Genomic DNA, 14,759 nt, shown 5'->3' on the forward strand with positions numbered 1-14,759 from the left:
ATCAGTTCTCCTGCTGGTCGCGTTCGGCCAGGGCCACCGCGCGGAACATGGCGCGGCGCTTGTTCAGCGTCTCTTCCCATTCGAGCGCCGGCTGCGAGTCGGCGACGATGCCGGCACCAGCCTGCACGTGCAGCTCGCCGTCCTTGATTACCGCGGTACGGATGGCGATGGCGGTATCCATGTTGCCGTTCCAGGCGAGATAGCCGACGGCGCCGCCGTAGACACCACGCTTGACCGGTTCCAGCTCGTCGATGATTTCCATCGCGCGGATCTTCGGTGCCCCGGAGAGCGTGCCGGCCGGCAGGATCGCACGTAGTGCATCCATCGCTGTCAGCGGCGCCTTGAGCTGACCGGTGACGTTGGAGACGATGTGCATGACATTCGAATAGCGCTCGATGACCATCTTCTCGGTCAACCGCACGGTGCCGGTCTCGGCGACACGACCGACATCGTTGCGGCCCAGGTCGATCAGCATCAGGTGTTCGGCGAGCTCCTTGGCATCGCTGAGCAGGTCCTGCTCCAGCGCCAGATCAGCTTCTTCGTTGGCGCCGCGTGGACGGGTACCGGCGATGGGGCGGACCGTGACCAGGCCTTCCTCGACGCGCACCAGCACTTCCGGCGACGACCCCACCACGTGGAAGTCGCCGAAGTTGAAGAAGTACATGTAGGGCGTCGGGTTGAAGCAGCGCAACGCGCGGTACAGATCGATCGGCGCAGCCTTGAACGGGATCGACATGCGCTGGGAAATCACCACCTGCATGCAGTCGCCGGCGAGGATGTAGTCCTTGATGCGGTTGACCGCCTGCTCGTAATCCTCGCGGCTGAAGCTGGAGCGGAAGGTCGGTTCGGCACCGTTGCTCTTTTCGAAATCCAGGCCCAGGCGCGGGGTGATCGACTGGCGCAGCTTCGCCCGCAGCGCTTGCAAGCGAGCCTGGCCCGCCTCGTAGGCTTCCGGCTGCGACGGGTCGACCAGCACGATGCAGTGCAGCTTGCCGGCGAGGTTGTCGAACACCACCACGGCGTCGGAAACCATCAGCAGGATATCCGGTGTGCCCAGCGGATCCGGGTTGGGGCAATTGCCCAGTTTGCGCTCGACATAGCGCACGCTGTCATAGCCGAAATAGCCGACCAGCCCGCCATTGAAGCGCGGCAGGCCTTCGACCGGCGCGACGCGGTAGCGCTGCTGGAAGGATTCGACGAAGGCCAGCGGGTCCTCGACCTCGCAGGCCTCGGTCTCGATGCCATCGGTGGTCACGCTGATGCGGTGGTCCTGCACGCGCAGCACGGTGCGGCATGGCAAGCCAATGATCGAATAGCGCCCCCACTTCTCGCCGCCCTGAACGGATTCGAGCAGATACGAGTTCGGCGCATCGGCCAGTTTCAGGTACAGCGACAGCGGCGTGTCGAAGTCGGCAAGGGTTTCGAACGACAGAGGGATGCGGTTATGGCCTTCGGCGGCCAAACGCAGGAATTCTTCGCGGGTCATGTCAGCCTCGTGGTCTGAGGAGGGTTCGAACGAACAACGGCAAACGCGCCGGCCTAGCCGGCAGGAAAAGTCAGGCGCGCCAGCGCCAACGGGCCAGGGCCTTGATGACTTTCATCCATTGTCTGCGGGTGAGCACCACGAGCTGATCTCTTCGGTGGGTCAAAAAGAGTCCGGCCACACTAGCGCAGGCCCGGAGCCGAAGCAACCAGCTCGCGCAGGTCGTCGAGCACCAGCGCCGGCTGCTCATGCGCGATGGGCTCGCCGTGGTTGTAGCCGTAGGTAAGCGCGACACAGCGTACTGTCGCGGCCTTGGCAGCCCGTACGTCGTTGCGCGAATCCCCCACGAACAGCGATTCACCGGGCACAACGCCCGCCTTGTCCATCACCCAGAACAGCGCCGCGGGATCGGGCTTCTGCTGCGGCAAGGTATCGCCGCCGACCAACCACTGGAAGTAACCGGCCAACCCCTTCTCCTCCAGCAGCGGTTCGATGAACTGCGCCGGCTTGTTGGTAATGATTGCCAGCCTCACCTCGCGCTCGCGCAGCCAGTCCAGGCATTCACGAACGCCCGGATAGACGGTGGTCAGCTCGTGGCCGCCGGAGTATGCCTGCATGAACAGCGCCAGCGCCTCGTCGGCCAACTCGTCGGCCACACCGTCATGGTTCAGCTGACCGGCCAATGCGCGACGCACCAGCACGCGCGAGCCATTGCCCACCCAGTCGCGCACCCGCTCGATGCCGGCAGGCTCGCGGCCGAGCAGCATCAGCATCTTGTCCACTGCGGCGGCTAGGTCCGGTACCGAATCCATCAGGGTGCCGTCCAGATCGAACATCACCAGCCGTGGCAGTCTGCCGTCGAACAGTTGTTCCAGACGGGTCATGGGCGCGCCAGCGCCAACTCGGCGCGCATCTGGTCGATCACCGCCTTGTAGTCCGGCTGGTTGAAGATCGCCGAGCCGGCGACGAAGGTATCGGCACCGGCCGCGGCGATTTCGCGGATGTTCTGCGGATTGACGCCGCCGTCGATCTCCAGGCGAATTTCGCGACCGCTGGTGTCGATCAGCGCACGCGCTTCGCGCAGCTTGTCGAGGGTATTGGGAATGAACTTCTGCCCGCCGAAGCCCGGGTTGACGCTCATCAGCAGGACCATGTCGATCTTGTCCATCACGTACTTGAGCACGTCCAGCGGCGTGGCCGGATTGAACACCAGACCGGCCTTGGCGCCGCCATCCTTGATCAGCTGCAGCGAGCGGTCGATGTGCTCGGAAGCCTCTGGATGGAAAGTGATGTAAGTGGCGCCGGCCTCGAGGAAGTCGCCGATCATGCGATCCACCGGCTTGACCATCAGATGCACGTCGATGGGCGCGGTCACGCCATGCTTGCGCAGCGCGGAGCAGACCATGGGGCCGATGGTCAGGTTGGGTACGTAGTGGTTGTCCATCACATCGAAATGGACGATGTCGGCGCCGGCGGCCAGCACGTTGTCCACTTCCTCGCCCAGGCGGGCGAAATTGGCGGAAAGAATCGAAGGGGCGATGGCGAACGGCTGCATGACGACCTCGGGTAGCACGGCAAGATGCCGCGCATTGTACCCGAGGGCTCGGGTCGCGGCGCACCTGACATCCGTTGCGGATGCCGGCGCGCACAGGGTGGTTCAGGTCAGTTCGTCGAAGCACTCGCCGATGATCGCCAGGCCACGATCAAGCAGCTCGTCTTCGGCAGTCAGCGGCACCAACACCCGCAGCACGTTGTAGTAGGTGCCGCAGGACAGCAGGATCAGCCCCTTGTCCCGCGCACGGGCAACGATCTGTGAGGTAAGGGCGGCAGCCGGCCGCGCATGATCACCGTCTTCGAACAGCTCGATGGCGATCATCGCGCCGAGCCCGCGCACCTCGCCGATCTCCTTGTGCTTGGCCTGGATTGCCTTGAGGCCCGTGGTCAGCCTCTCGGCTACCGCCTTGCAGCGGTCGAGCAGCTTCTCTTCCTCGAAGACTTCCAACACCGCCAGCGCGGCGGCACAGGACAGCGGATTGCCGGCGTAGGTGCCGCCCAAACCACCAGGAGCAATGGCATCCATGATCTCGGCCTTGCCGCAGACGCCGGCGATCGGGAAGCCGCCACCGACGGACTTGGCGAAGGTGGTCAGATCGGCGACCACACCCATCTGCTCCATGGCGAAGAAGGTGCCGGTGCGCCCGGCGCCGGTCTGCACTTCGTCGGCGATCAGCAGGATGCCGTGCTCGTCGCAGAGCGCACGCAGGCGAGCCATGAAGTCCTTCGGTGCGACATTGAAGCCGCCCTCACCCTGCACCGGCTCGATGATGATTGCCGCGATGTCGCGCGGCTCGGCGTCGTTCTTGAAGATACGCTCAATGCTGGCGATCGAGTCATCGACGCTGACGCCATGAATGGCACAGGGGTAAAGCGCGCGGAAAATACCGCCGGGCATCAGTCCCATGCCAGCTGAGTACGGTGCCACCTTGCCGGTCAGGCCGAGGGTCATCATGGTGCGACCGTGATAGGCGCCGGTGAAGGCGATCACGCCGGCACGGCCGGTGGCGGCGCGGGCAATCTTCACCGCGTTTTCCACCGCCTCGGAGCCGGTGGTGACCAGCAGGGTCTTCTTGGCGAAATCACCCGGCACCCGCGCGTTGATCTTCTCGCACAGCTCGACATAGGGCTCGTAGGCCAGCACCTGGAAGCAGGTGTGGGTCAGCTTGTGCAGCTGCTCTTCCACCGCCTTGACGATCGTCGGGTGCAGGTGACCGGTATTCAGCACGGCGATGCCACCGGCGAAATCGATGAACTCGCGACCTTCGACGTCGACCACGCTGCTGTTCTTGGCGTGGTCGGCAAAGATCGGGTGGATCTGGCCGACGCCACGGGGGACGGCGGCGACACGGCGTTGCATCAGGGATTCGTTGGTCTTGCTCATAAGCTCCTCGGTAGCCGCTCATCGTCGGCTCGGGTCATGAAGAACGCCAGGAAGCGGGCGCGGCAGCATACGATGATCGACTGCCGAGCCATCCAAAGCGTTCGGATTACAGTAAAACTCCGTGCATTATTTTGCACGCCCGATTTGGGCCGTTTGATCAGATGCCGCCCAGGCACAGGTATTTGATTTCCACATATTCATCCAGGCCGTACTTCGAGCCTTCACGGCCGAGGCCGGAGGCCTTCATGCCGCCGAACGGCGCCACCTCGGTGGAGATCACCCCGGTGTTGATGCCGACCATGCCGTACTCCAATGCCTCGGCGACGCGGAACACCCGACTCAGGTCGCGGGCGTAGAAATAGGCGGCGAGGCCGAATTCGGTGTCGTTGGCCTGGCGAATCACCTCGGCCTCGTCGCTGAAGCGGAACAGCGGTGCCAGCGGGCCGAAGGTTTCCTCGCGCGCCACGGCCATCTCGGCAGTGACGCCGCCCACCAGCGTCGGCTCGAAGAAGTTGCCACCCAGCGCATGGGGTTTGCCGCCAGCCAGCAGAGTGGCGCCCTTGTCCAGCGCGTCCTGCAGATGGCGCTGCACCTTGGCTACGGCCGCGGCATCGATCAGCGGTCCGGTGGTCACGCCCTCCTCCGCACCGTTGCCGACCTTCAGCCGCGCCACCGCAGCGGAAAGCTTGTCGACGAAGGCGTCGTAAATACCGTCCTGTACGTAGATGCGGTTGGCACAGACGCAGGTCTGCCCGGCGTTGCGGTACTTGGACATCATCGCGCCCTCGACCGCCGCATCCAGATCGGCGTCGTCGAAGACGATAAAGGGTGCGTTGCCGCCCAGCTCCAGCGAGAGCTTCTTCAGCGTCGGCGCGCACTGCTGCATCAGCTTGATGCCCACCGCGGTCGAGCCGGTGAACGAGAGTTTGCGCACCACCGGGTTTTCGCAGAGTTCGGCGCCTACCTCGCGGGACGTTGCCGCATCGGCGGTGATCACGCTGAACAGTCCCGCCGGGATGCCCGCACGCTCGGCCAGCGCAGCAAGTGCCAGCGCCGAGAACGGTGTCTGCGGTGCCGGCTTGAGCACCATGGCACAGCCGGCGGCCAGCGCCGGACCGGCCTTGCGGGTGATCATGGCGCTGGGAAAATTCCACGGCGTGATCGCCGCGGTGACGCCGACCGGTTCCTTCTGCACCAGGATGCGCTTGTCGCCGGCGTGGGCGGGAATCACATCACCGTAGAGGCGCTTGCCTTCCTCGGCGAACCATTCGAGAAAGGATGCGGCGTAGGCCACCTCCCCCCGCGCCTCGGCCAACGGCTTGCCCTGTTCGGCGGTCATGATCCGCGCCAGGTCTTCCTGATTCTCCAGCATCAGCTCGTACCAACGGCGCAGCCGTGCGGCGCGCTCCTTGGCGGTCAGCGCGCGCCAGGCCGGTTGGGCTGCCCGCGCGGCTTCGATGGCGCGGCGGGCCTCGTCGCGGCCCAAGTTCGGCACGGCGCCGATCAGCTCGCCGGTGGCCGGATTGAAGATTTCGATGCGCGCGCCACTGTCGGCCTCGCACCACTCACCGTTGAGATAGGCGGTTTGGCGCAACAGATCGGGTTGCCCAAGTTGCAGAGTCATGTGCGTATTCCGTCAGGCAGGTTGTTGGGTGCGCAGCTTCTCGGCACGGCCACGCAGCCACTCCAGAGTCAGCAGCAGGGCGATGGAGAAGCCGATCAGCAGCGTCGCCGCGGCGGCGATGGTCGGGCTGAGGTTTTCGCGGATGCCGCTGAACATCTGCCGCGGCAGGGTGATCTGCTCAGGTCCGGCGAGGAACAGGGTCACCACCACCTCATCGAACGAGGTGGCGAAGGCGAACAGCGCGCCGGAGATTACCCCGGGCGCGATCAGCGGCAGGGTCACGCGGAAGAACGCGGTCAGCGGCGAGGCGCCGAGGCTGGCCGCAGCGCGCACCAGGTTGTAGTTGAAGCCCTGCAGCGTCGCGGAGACCGTGATGATCACGAAGGGCACGCCGAGCATCGCGTGCACGAGAATCAGCGACAGGTAGCTGTTGCCCATGCCCAGCGGTGCGAAGAACAAATAGCTGGCGACACCGATGATCACCACCGGCACCACCATCGGCGAGATCAGTATGGTCATCAGCAGCGCCTTGCCGCGAAATTCCGCGCGGGTCAGGCCGACGGCCGCCAGGGTGCCGAGCACCACAGCGAGAAAGGTCGCGGCGGGCGCGATGAGCAGACTGTTCTTCAGCGAGCGCATCCAGTCCGCCGAGGTGAACAGCGCCTCGTACCAGCGCAACGAGAAGCCCTGTAGCGGATAGACCAGGAACGAGCCGGAGTTGAACGACAGCGGCACGATGACCAGCACCGGCACGATCAGAAACAGCAGCACCAGCGCGCAGAGGATGCGCAGCGCGTAGTACCAGGCCCGTTCGACGGGCGACATATAGGGGCTCAGCATGAAAGGTTCTCCTGCCCGGCATGAAGACTCTGGAAAGGCGGCCACGCCGCGACGTGCGTCATCTCAACCCAGCCGCAGACGGCTGGCACCGACCAACCAGCTGTAGATGACATACAGCAGCATGGTGGCGAGCAGCAGCAGACCGCCCAGCGCCGTGGCCATGCCCCAGTTGATGGTGGTGTTGGTGTAGAAGGCGACGAAGTAGCTGACCATCTGATCGTTCGGGCTGCCGAGCAGCGCCGGGGTGATGTAGTAGCCGATGGAGATGATGAACACCAACAGGCAACCGGCACCGACACCGGCAAGGGTCTGCGGGAAGTACACCCGCCAAAAGCTGGCGAACGGATGACAGCCCAGCGACACCGCGGCGCGCATGTAGCTCGGCGAGATGTTCTTCATCACGCTGTAGATCGGCAGGATCATGAACGGCAGCAGGATGTGCACCATGGCGATGTAAACACCGGTGCGGTTGAACACCAGCTGCAGCGGCTCGTCGATCAGGCCCATCTTCAGCAACGCACCGTTGATCAGCCCGCCCGACTGCAGCAGCACGATCCACGCCGCCACGCGCACCAGGATCGAGGTCCAGAACGGCAGCAGCACCAGGATCATCAGCAGGTTGCTCTGCCGCGCCGGCAGGTTGGCCAGCAGATACGCCAGCGGATAGGCCAGCAGCAGGCAGATCACTGTGATCACCAGGCCCATCCAGAACGTCCGGGCAAAGATGTCGAGGTACACCGCCTGATCCGGCGAGACCTTGGCCAGCTCGCCCAGCTCGTCGATACGGTGATCAAGCGCTGCCAGCAGGTAATAGCCGGTCACCGCACTGTCGTTGCGCTGGATCACCTGCCAGAACGCCGGATCGCCCCAGCGCTCGTCGAGCGCTTCCAGCGCATCCTGATAGGAGGCAGGCACTTCGCGAAACGGCAGCGCCCGCGCGGTCTTGGTCAGCAGGCTGCGGTAGCCGGCCAGCTCCATGTTCAGTCGCTTGGACAGGTCGCCCAGACTCTGCTCCCGCCGCGCCTGATACAGATCCTCTGCCAGCGCCTGATAGGCCGGCTCCGCCGGCAGCCCACGACCATCCCATTCGGCCAGCGCCGCCAGCGTGCGTGGCAGCGTGTTCACCACTTCCGGGTTCTCCACGCTGCGCCAGAGCAGCGAGGCGATGGGCACCAGAAAGGTCAGCAGTACGAACAGCAAAAGCGGCAGGATCAGCGCCTGCGACTTGAGCTTGTTCACCCGTTCGGCCCGTGCCAGTCGCTGTTTCAGATTGGGCTCGGCGATCTGGTTCGCCGGCAGGGATATTGCTGTGGCCATGAAGACTCCGCGATTCGTTCCGATAGCTGGGACCGGCCCCGCCAATGCGGCGGAGCGCTAAGATCAGCGTGCTGCCCAAGCGTTGAAACGCTGTTCGAGCTGTTCGCCGTAGTCGGCCCAGAAGGTCACATCCATCGCCACCTGATCGGCGATGTTTTCCGGTGCGGTGGGCATCTGCGCCAGGCGCTTTTCATCCAGCAACGACACGGCCTGGGTGTTCGCCGGGCCGTAGGCGATGTTCTCGGAATAAGCCTTCTGCTGCTGCGGCTCGACCGTGAAGGCGATGAACTTGCGTGCCTGCTCCTGGCTCTTCGCGCCCTTGGGGATGGCCCAGGAATCGAAGTCGTAGATACCGCCGCTCCAGACGATCTGCAGGTTGCTCTCGTTCTGCACGGCGGCGATGCGGCCGTTGTAGGCGCTGCTCATCACCACGTCGCCGGAAGCGAGGAACTGCGGCGGCTGCGCGCCGGCTTCCCACCACTGGATGTTCGGCTTGAGCTGATCGAGCTTTCTGAAGGCGCGGTTCTGGCCGTCCTTGGTGGCCAGCACCTTGTAGACGTCCTTGACCGGCACACCGTCGGCCATCAGTGCGAACTCGAGGGTGTACTTGGCGCCCTTGCGCAGGCCGCGCTTGCCGGGGAATTTCTCGGTATCCCAGAAATCTGCCCAGCTGACCGGCGCGCTTTTCAGCTTGTCGGCGTTGTAGGCGAGCACCGTCGACCAGACGAAGAAGCCGACGCCGCAGGGCTGGATTGCGCCTTCGACGAAATCGTCCGGATTGCCGACGATGCTCGGGTCGAGTTCCTCGAACAGCCCCTCGTCACAGCCGCGGGACAGTTCCGGAGACTCCACTTCCACCAGGTTCCACGACACGCTGTTGGTGTCGACCATCGCCTTGACCTTGGCCATTTCGCCGTTGTACTCACCCGCGACGATGCGGCCATGCCCGGCGGCTTCCCAAGGCTGATAGAAGGCCTTGACCTGGGCCTGCTTGTTGGCGCCGCCGAAGCTCACCGCGGTGAGGCTGTTGGCAGTGGCTTGACCGGCACAGACGAGCCCGAGCGCCAGCGCGGACAGTTTCAGGTAGTTGCTCATACCAGTTCGCTCCATGATGCAGTTGTTTGGGTTTCTTGTAGGTTTCGCTTCAAGCCGCCTGCAGCGGGTCGAGTGCACGGACGTGCTCGACATGCCAGCCGATCGGCACCACGTCGCCCACGCGCAGGGCTTGGTCGAACTCGGCGATCGGCTGCTTGACGAAGAAATCGCTGACCCCGCAGACCTCGAGACGGATACGAATGTGGTCGCCGAGGTAGATGAACTCGGCGACGCGCCCGGTGAAGCGGTTCGGGCAGTTGGCGCTGGCGCCGTTGAGCAGCACCCGCTCCGGACGGATCGACAGGCTGACCGGCGTTCCCGTCGCGCCGACGTTGACCGCCAGCGCCTCGACGGTTTCGCCGCGGCCGAGCTTGACCGTGCAACTATCGCCACGACGGTCGAGCAGATGCGCCGGCAGGCGGTTGTTCTCGCCGAGAAAGTTGGCGACGAAGGTGTTCACCGGCTTTTCGTAGAGGGTGCGCGGGTCTTCGATCTGCTGGATCTGGCCCTGATGGAATACCGCTACCCGATCGGACATCGTCAGCGCTTCGCCCTGATCGTGGGTGACGTACACCACGGTGACGCCGAGGCGTTCGTGCAGATGCTTGATCTCCATCTGCATCTGCTCGCGCAACTGCTTGTCCAGCGCGCCCAGGGGTTCGTCCATCAGCACCAGCTGCGGCTCGAACACCAGCGCCCGGGCGAGGGCAACACGCTGTTGCTGGCCACCAGAGAGCTGCGCCGGATAGCGGTTGCGAAAGCCCTCCAGCTGGACCATCGCCAGCGCGCGCTTGACCCGCTCCTTGATGTCCGGCTTGGCCATGCCGCGCACGCTGAGCGGAAACGCCAGATTCTCCGACACGGTCATGTGCGGGAACAGCGCGTAGTTCTGAAACACCATGCCCATGTCGCGCTTGTGCGGCGGCACGTTGTTGATCGCCCGACCATCGAGGAGGATCTCCCCCGCGGTGGGCGTTTCGAAGCCGGCCAGCATCATCAGGCTGGTGGTTTTACCCGAGCCGGACGGCCCGAGCAGGGTGAGGAACTCGCCGCGGCGGATGTCCAGATTGAGATCCCTGACGATCAGCGACTCACCGTCATAGCTCTTCTGGATGCCGCGAAAGCTCACCAGGATATCGTTCGCCGTTGACTCGACCATGCTGCTGCACCTGCGTAACCGTTGAACCGTGACCACAGCGTAGAAGCGCAGCGGCGGCGGAAAAATCGGTACAGCGGAGCGATTAGCCTAGGCGTGAGGGAGAGTCGCGTGTAGGGAACGCCCTACACGGCGGGTCGGTGGCTGGTGCTCAGACCAGCTTGTGTTCCATGGCGTAGCGCACCAGATCGGCCACCGAATGCGCCGCCAGCTTCTGCATCAGGCGGGCCTTGTGGGTGCTGATGGTCTTGCTGCTCAGCGCCAGCTTGCCGGCAATGTCGTTCACCGAATCGCCCTGCACCAGCCGTTCGAACACCGAGTATTCGCGTTCGGAAAGCAGCGCGTGGGGTGGCCGCGAATCGGTCAGGCCAACCTCGAAGACCATGCGGTCGGCCAGCGCCGGATCAATGTAGCGACCGCCACCGGCCACCTTGCGCAGGGCGGTCAGCAGCAGCGCTGGCTCGCTGTCCTTGGTCGCGTAGCCGGCCGCGCCGATCTTCAGCGCGCGCGCCGCCATCTGCGCCTCGTCGTGCATCGACAGCACCAGTACGGCCGGCGGCTGGTTCAGCGCGCGGATCCGTGGAATTGCCTCGAGGCCGTTGACGCCGGGCATGGAGATGTCCAGCAGGACCACATCGCAACTGATCTGGCGCAACTGGTCGAGCAGCTGCTGGCCATTGGCGGCCTCGCCGACTACCTGCATGTCACGCGCCATGCCGATCAGCTGCTTGATGCCCTCGCGGACGATGGTGTGATCTTCGGCGACCATGACCCTGATCATGACGGCAATGCTCCAGTGCTTGCGGCTGATGGAAGCGGCACCGAGTCCAGTGGAACCCGCGCCGTGATGGTGGTGCCCTCGCCGGGCTGACTGTCGATTATCAGTTGCCCGCCGAGCATCTGCACCCGCTCGCGCATGCCGACCAGGCCGAACGAACTGCCGGCGCCGTGCGCGGCGACCGGAAAACCGCAACCATCGTCGCTGACGCGCAGGCAGAGCATGTTGCCTTCGAGCAGCAACTGCACGCTGACCGTTTGCGCCTGGGCGTGGCGCATCACATTGGTCAGCGACTCCTGAAGAATGCGGAACAGGCCGATGGCCTTGGCGTTACCCAGCAACGGCGGGCATTCCGGCACTTCGACCAGACAAGCCACGCCGCTGCGCTCCTCGAAGCGCCGCGCCTGCCACTCCACGGCCGAGGCGATGCCGGCATCGAGAATCGGCGGGCGCAGCGCGGTAGCGACATCACGCACCCGCTGGAACAGCTGGGCGATCAGCCGCTTCATGCTCTCCAGCCGCTGCGCCAGGGCCGGATCGAGGTCGGCGAAGCCCAGCTCGCACATCGAGGTTTCCAGCTTGAGTACGGTCAGCACCTGGCCCAGCTCGTCGTGCACTTCGCGGGCGATATGCGCCTTCTCCTCCTCGCGCACGGTCTCCAGGTGCGCGGCCAGCTCGCGCAACTGCGCGCGCGAGGCATCCAGCTCCAGCTCGATGCGCTTGTTGTCGGTGATATCCCAGACGATGCCGTCCCATACCTGGCGGCCATCCGGCTGGCCGCGCACGGAGGCGCGGATATCGGCCCAGCGCACCTCGCCATTGCGGTTGAGAATGCGCCCCTGCCAGCGCCAGTCCTGGCTTTTCTCCAGTGCCAGCTGCTGGCTGGCCCAGTAGCCCGCCTCGTCATCGGCGTGCACCAGGCTGCGGATGCCCTGCCCCGGCTGCAGCAGGCGCTCGGCGGAATAGCCCACCAGGCGCTGGCTGGCTTCGCTGATATAAGCCACCCGTACCGGGGCCTGCGGCCCGTCGCGCTCCAGGCGGAACACCAGCCCCGGCACGTTGCCGGCCATGGCCTTGAGCCGAGCCTCGCTCTCCTGCAGTTGGGCGCTGGCGCGGCGTCGCTCGGTGATATCGGCAAGAAATACCACTAGGTATTCACGACTGCCGAAGCGCAGAAAGCTGTAGGTGACCGCCGCCGGAAAGCGCTGGCCGTCAGCGCGCAGCCATTCGCATTCGTGTACCTGGCGATCATCCTCGCCGGTACGCGCGGCACGCCAGCGCGCCAGCCAGGCATCCATGCCCAGCGCCGGGTCGAAGGTTTCCAACGGCTGATCGAGCAATCCGCCGGAGGCATGCCCGAGCAACATCTCGGCGGCCTGGTTGGCGTAGCGCACGCGACTGTCCCAGTTGAGCCAGAGGATGCCGACGGTGCTGTGATCGAGACAAAACTGCGTCAAACGCTGCGCTTCTTCGGCCGCCTCGCGCAGCTCGATGTCGCGGCGGGCGGTCTTCAGCCGGCTTTCCAGCACTCCATGCTGGCGCCGCTGCCAGGCGAGCATCAGCAGGCAGGCCAGCAGCAGAACGCCGAGCAGCAGGCTGAGACTGCGCCAGTAGCTGATCTCGCGGCCGAGATCAATGCTGCGGGTCTTGAGCCACTGTTCCTGCAACTGACTGAACTCCCGCGCCGGAAATTGCCGCAGCGCCGTATCGAGCACGGCAGCGAGTTCGGCGCTGTCACGCCGCGAAGCGATACGCAGCAGCTGCGGGTTGCCCAGATCACCGACCACCGCCAGCGAGTCGTACTCCACCTGCTGCGACAGCCGCGCGAACACCGGCTCGTCGATCACGGCATAACTGGCCTTGGCTTCCAGCACCTGACGCAGCGCATCGGCCTGGCTGGTCGCGGTCAGCACGGTGATATTGGGATAGTTGCTGGCAAGAAACTCGGTGACTGGACCCGGCCCGACGGCCGAAACCAGTTCGCTCGGATGCAGATACTCCAGGTCGATGGCGCGCGGGCCGCCACGGTCGCCGACGAGCAAGCGCGGAATGCGCAGGAAGGGATCGCTGTAATGCCACAGACGCAGGCCGGCCGGCGTCTGACGCAGGCCCGGCGCCACATCGATCAGGCCTTCGCGGGCGGCCTTCTCCAGCGCAGCCTCGTCACTGAAGCGGCGCCATTGCAGGCGCACCCCGAGGTCGTCGGCAAGATGCTCCATCAGCTGCACATGAAAGCCTGACAGGCGCCGCTGGCGCTGGTCATACTCGGCGTAGGGCGCGCCCATCACCACCCCGACGCGCCACTCCGGATGCTGCTCCAGCCAGGCACGGCTGTCGTCGTCGAGCGTCACGGCGCCAGCCGCGAACGGCAGCGCCAGGCTGATGAGAAGAACGAAACGCAGGGATAAGGCGAGCATATATTCACGCAATTGATGGGCGTGCCGACACGCTGTTGTAATGCATAACCCCTGCCGGCGCCAGCGTGGTGCCGACACCCATAGCGGAGACAATCCATGCGCTGCCTGCCTGCTCTCGTGCTTCTGTTCGGCGTCGCGCTGGGCGGCGGCGTGCCGTACATGGCCGCGGCGCAGGAACCGGAGGCGGCTCAGGAAGCACCAGCGGATGAACCCAAGGTGCAGCGCCCGGCACCGCAAATGCGCAGCGAAGCGCTGGCCGCAGGGCTGCAACGGCAGCTCGACGCCGCCGCCCAGCTGCAACTGGGCGAGGAGGACAGGTTCCTTGCGCTTTGGCAGCCGGCGAACACGGCAAAGGCCCGCGGCGTGCTGGTCATCGTGCCCAGCGAAGGCGAAACCGCCGACTGGCCACGCGCAATCGCCCCGCTACGGCGCGGCCTTCCCGAACATGGCTGGCACACCCTGAGCCTGACGCCCGCTGATGCTGCCCTGACGCCCGGTCCGCGCATTCCCGTACCACCAGCAGCGACCGAAGCGCCTGATACGCAGGAAGCACCGGACGCAGACGAGACAGGCCAGCCGTCCGATCCCGGCAGCGCCGGTTATCTACCCGAGCAGATAGCTCCAGCGGACAGCGACGGGCCAGCGACGGAGCCGCCGCAAGCGAATGAGAATGCAGAGCAACCAAGCCATGCCGAGCGGATGCAGGCGCGTATCGATGCCGCGATCGAGCACGCCCGTACGCTGCAGGCACCGATGATCGTCTTGGTCGGCCATGGCACCGGTGCCTACTGGGCTAGCCAGTACATGGCGCAGCTTCAGCCGAAGGATGTCGGCCAACTGGTGGTGATCGATCCACGTACGCCGCCGATGCCGGAGCAGCCATTGGAGGCCTATCTTGCGACGCTCGCCGTCGGCGTAGGCGACTTCTATATGAACGATCGGCCGGCTGCACAGGAGCAGGCCATGCAACGACGCAACGCGGCGCGCCGTGCCGGCCACAGAGATTACCGACAGGTCGCACTGACCAATCTGACCGGCGACCGGCACTACGAACAGGAACAACTGGTGCGCCGCGTACGGGGCTGGCTGGACCGTAAGCCAGCCCGGTAAG

Annotated in this window: 12 protein-coding genes; 1 reads left to right on the top strand and 11 read right to left on the bottom strand. The window is 65.1% G+C overall.

Features of this window, described 5'->3' with window-relative positions; translation table 11 throughout:
* Window position 1 precedes the first annotated feature (1 nt).
* From trpE to BHD08_RS11225, 11 genes are all read right to left on the bottom strand, one after another.
* A complete protein-coding gene (gene trpE / locus BHD08_RS11175; RefSeq protein ID WP_125022288.1) occupies window positions 2–1,486 on the bottom strand; it encodes an anthranilate synthase component I in 1,485 nt (494 codons plus the stop codon).
* Window positions 1,487–1,665: 179 nt separating this feature from the next.
* Complete coding sequence (locus BHD08_RS11180) at window positions 1,666–2,367, bottom strand: phosphoglycolate phosphatase (protein ID WP_125022290.1); 702 nt, start codon at window positions 2,365–2,367, stop codon at window positions 1,666–1,668.
* Complete coding sequence (gene rpe / locus BHD08_RS11185) at window positions 2,364–3,038, bottom strand: ribulose-phosphate 3-epimerase (RefSeq protein WP_125022292.1); 675 nt, start codon at window positions 3,036–3,038, stop codon at window positions 2,364–2,366. Before rpe ends, BHD08_RS11180 begins: the two co-directional genes overlap by 4 nt.
* Before the next feature lie 102 nt (window positions 3,039–3,140).
* Window positions 3,141–4,421 (bottom strand): 4-aminobutyrate--2-oxoglutarate transaminase, encoded by a 1,281-nt coding sequence (gabT, locus tag BHD08_RS11190; RefSeq protein ID WP_125022294.1) that lies wholly within the window; start codon window positions 4,419–4,421, stop codon window positions 3,141–3,143.
* Window positions 4,422–4,578: 157 nt separating this feature from the next.
* Complete coding sequence (gene gabD, locus BHD08_RS11195; RefSeq protein WP_177412676.1) at window positions 4,579–6,039, bottom strand: NADP-dependent succinate-semialdehyde dehydrogenase; 1,461 nt, start codon at window positions 6,037–6,039, stop codon at window positions 4,579–4,581.
* An 18-nt stretch (window positions 6,040–6,057) separates the two neighbouring features.
* Window positions 6,058–6,885: an ABC transporter permease gene (locus BHD08_RS11200; RefSeq protein ID WP_125022299.1), complete on the bottom strand. Its 828-nt coding sequence runs from the start codon at window positions 6,883–6,885 to the stop codon at window positions 6,058–6,060.
* A 63-nt stretch (window positions 6,886–6,948) separates the two neighbouring features.
* Entirely contained in the window at window positions 6,949–8,202 is a 1,254-nt protein-coding gene (locus BHD08_RS11205; RefSeq protein WP_125022301.1) for an ABC transporter permease, read from the bottom strand.
* A gap of 63 nt (window positions 8,203–8,265) precedes the next feature.
* Complete coding sequence (locus tag BHD08_RS11210; protein ID WP_125022303.1) at window positions 8,266–9,297, bottom strand: ABC transporter substrate-binding protein; 1,032 nt, start codon at window positions 9,295–9,297, stop codon at window positions 8,266–8,268.
* A gap of 49 nt (window positions 9,298–9,346) precedes the next feature.
* Window positions 9,347–10,456 (bottom strand): ABC transporter ATP-binding protein, encoded by a 1,110-nt coding sequence (locus BHD08_RS11215; RefSeq protein WP_125022304.1) that lies wholly within the window; start codon window positions 10,454–10,456, stop codon window positions 9,347–9,349.
* A 148-nt stretch (window positions 10,457–10,604) separates the two neighbouring features.
* Entirely contained in the window at window positions 10,605–11,234 is a 630-nt protein-coding gene (locus tag BHD08_RS11220) for a response regulator transcription factor (RefSeq protein ID WP_038663465.1), read from the bottom strand.
* Window positions 11,231–13,648 (bottom strand): PAS domain S-box protein, encoded by a 2,418-nt coding sequence (locus BHD08_RS11225; protein WP_125022306.1) that lies wholly within the window; start codon window positions 13,646–13,648, stop codon window positions 11,231–11,233. Before BHD08_RS11225 ends, BHD08_RS11220 begins: the two co-directional genes overlap by 4 nt.
* A gap of 96 nt (window positions 13,649–13,744) precedes the next feature.
* Here BHD08_RS11225 and BHD08_RS11230 point away from each other — a divergent pair, with 96 nt between their 5' ends.
* Window positions 13,745–14,758, top strand: a complete 1,014-nt coding sequence (locus BHD08_RS11230; RefSeq protein WP_125022308.1) for an alpha/beta hydrolase family protein — start codon at window positions 13,745–13,747, stop codon at window positions 14,756–14,758.
* Window position 14,759 lies beyond the last annotated feature (1 nt).

It is taken from the genome of Pseudomonas sp. SCT (assembly GCF_003864275.1).
GTDB classification, from domain to species: domain Bacteria; phylum Pseudomonadota; class Gammaproteobacteria; order Pseudomonadales; family Pseudomonadaceae; genus Stutzerimonas; species Stutzerimonas stutzeri_AE.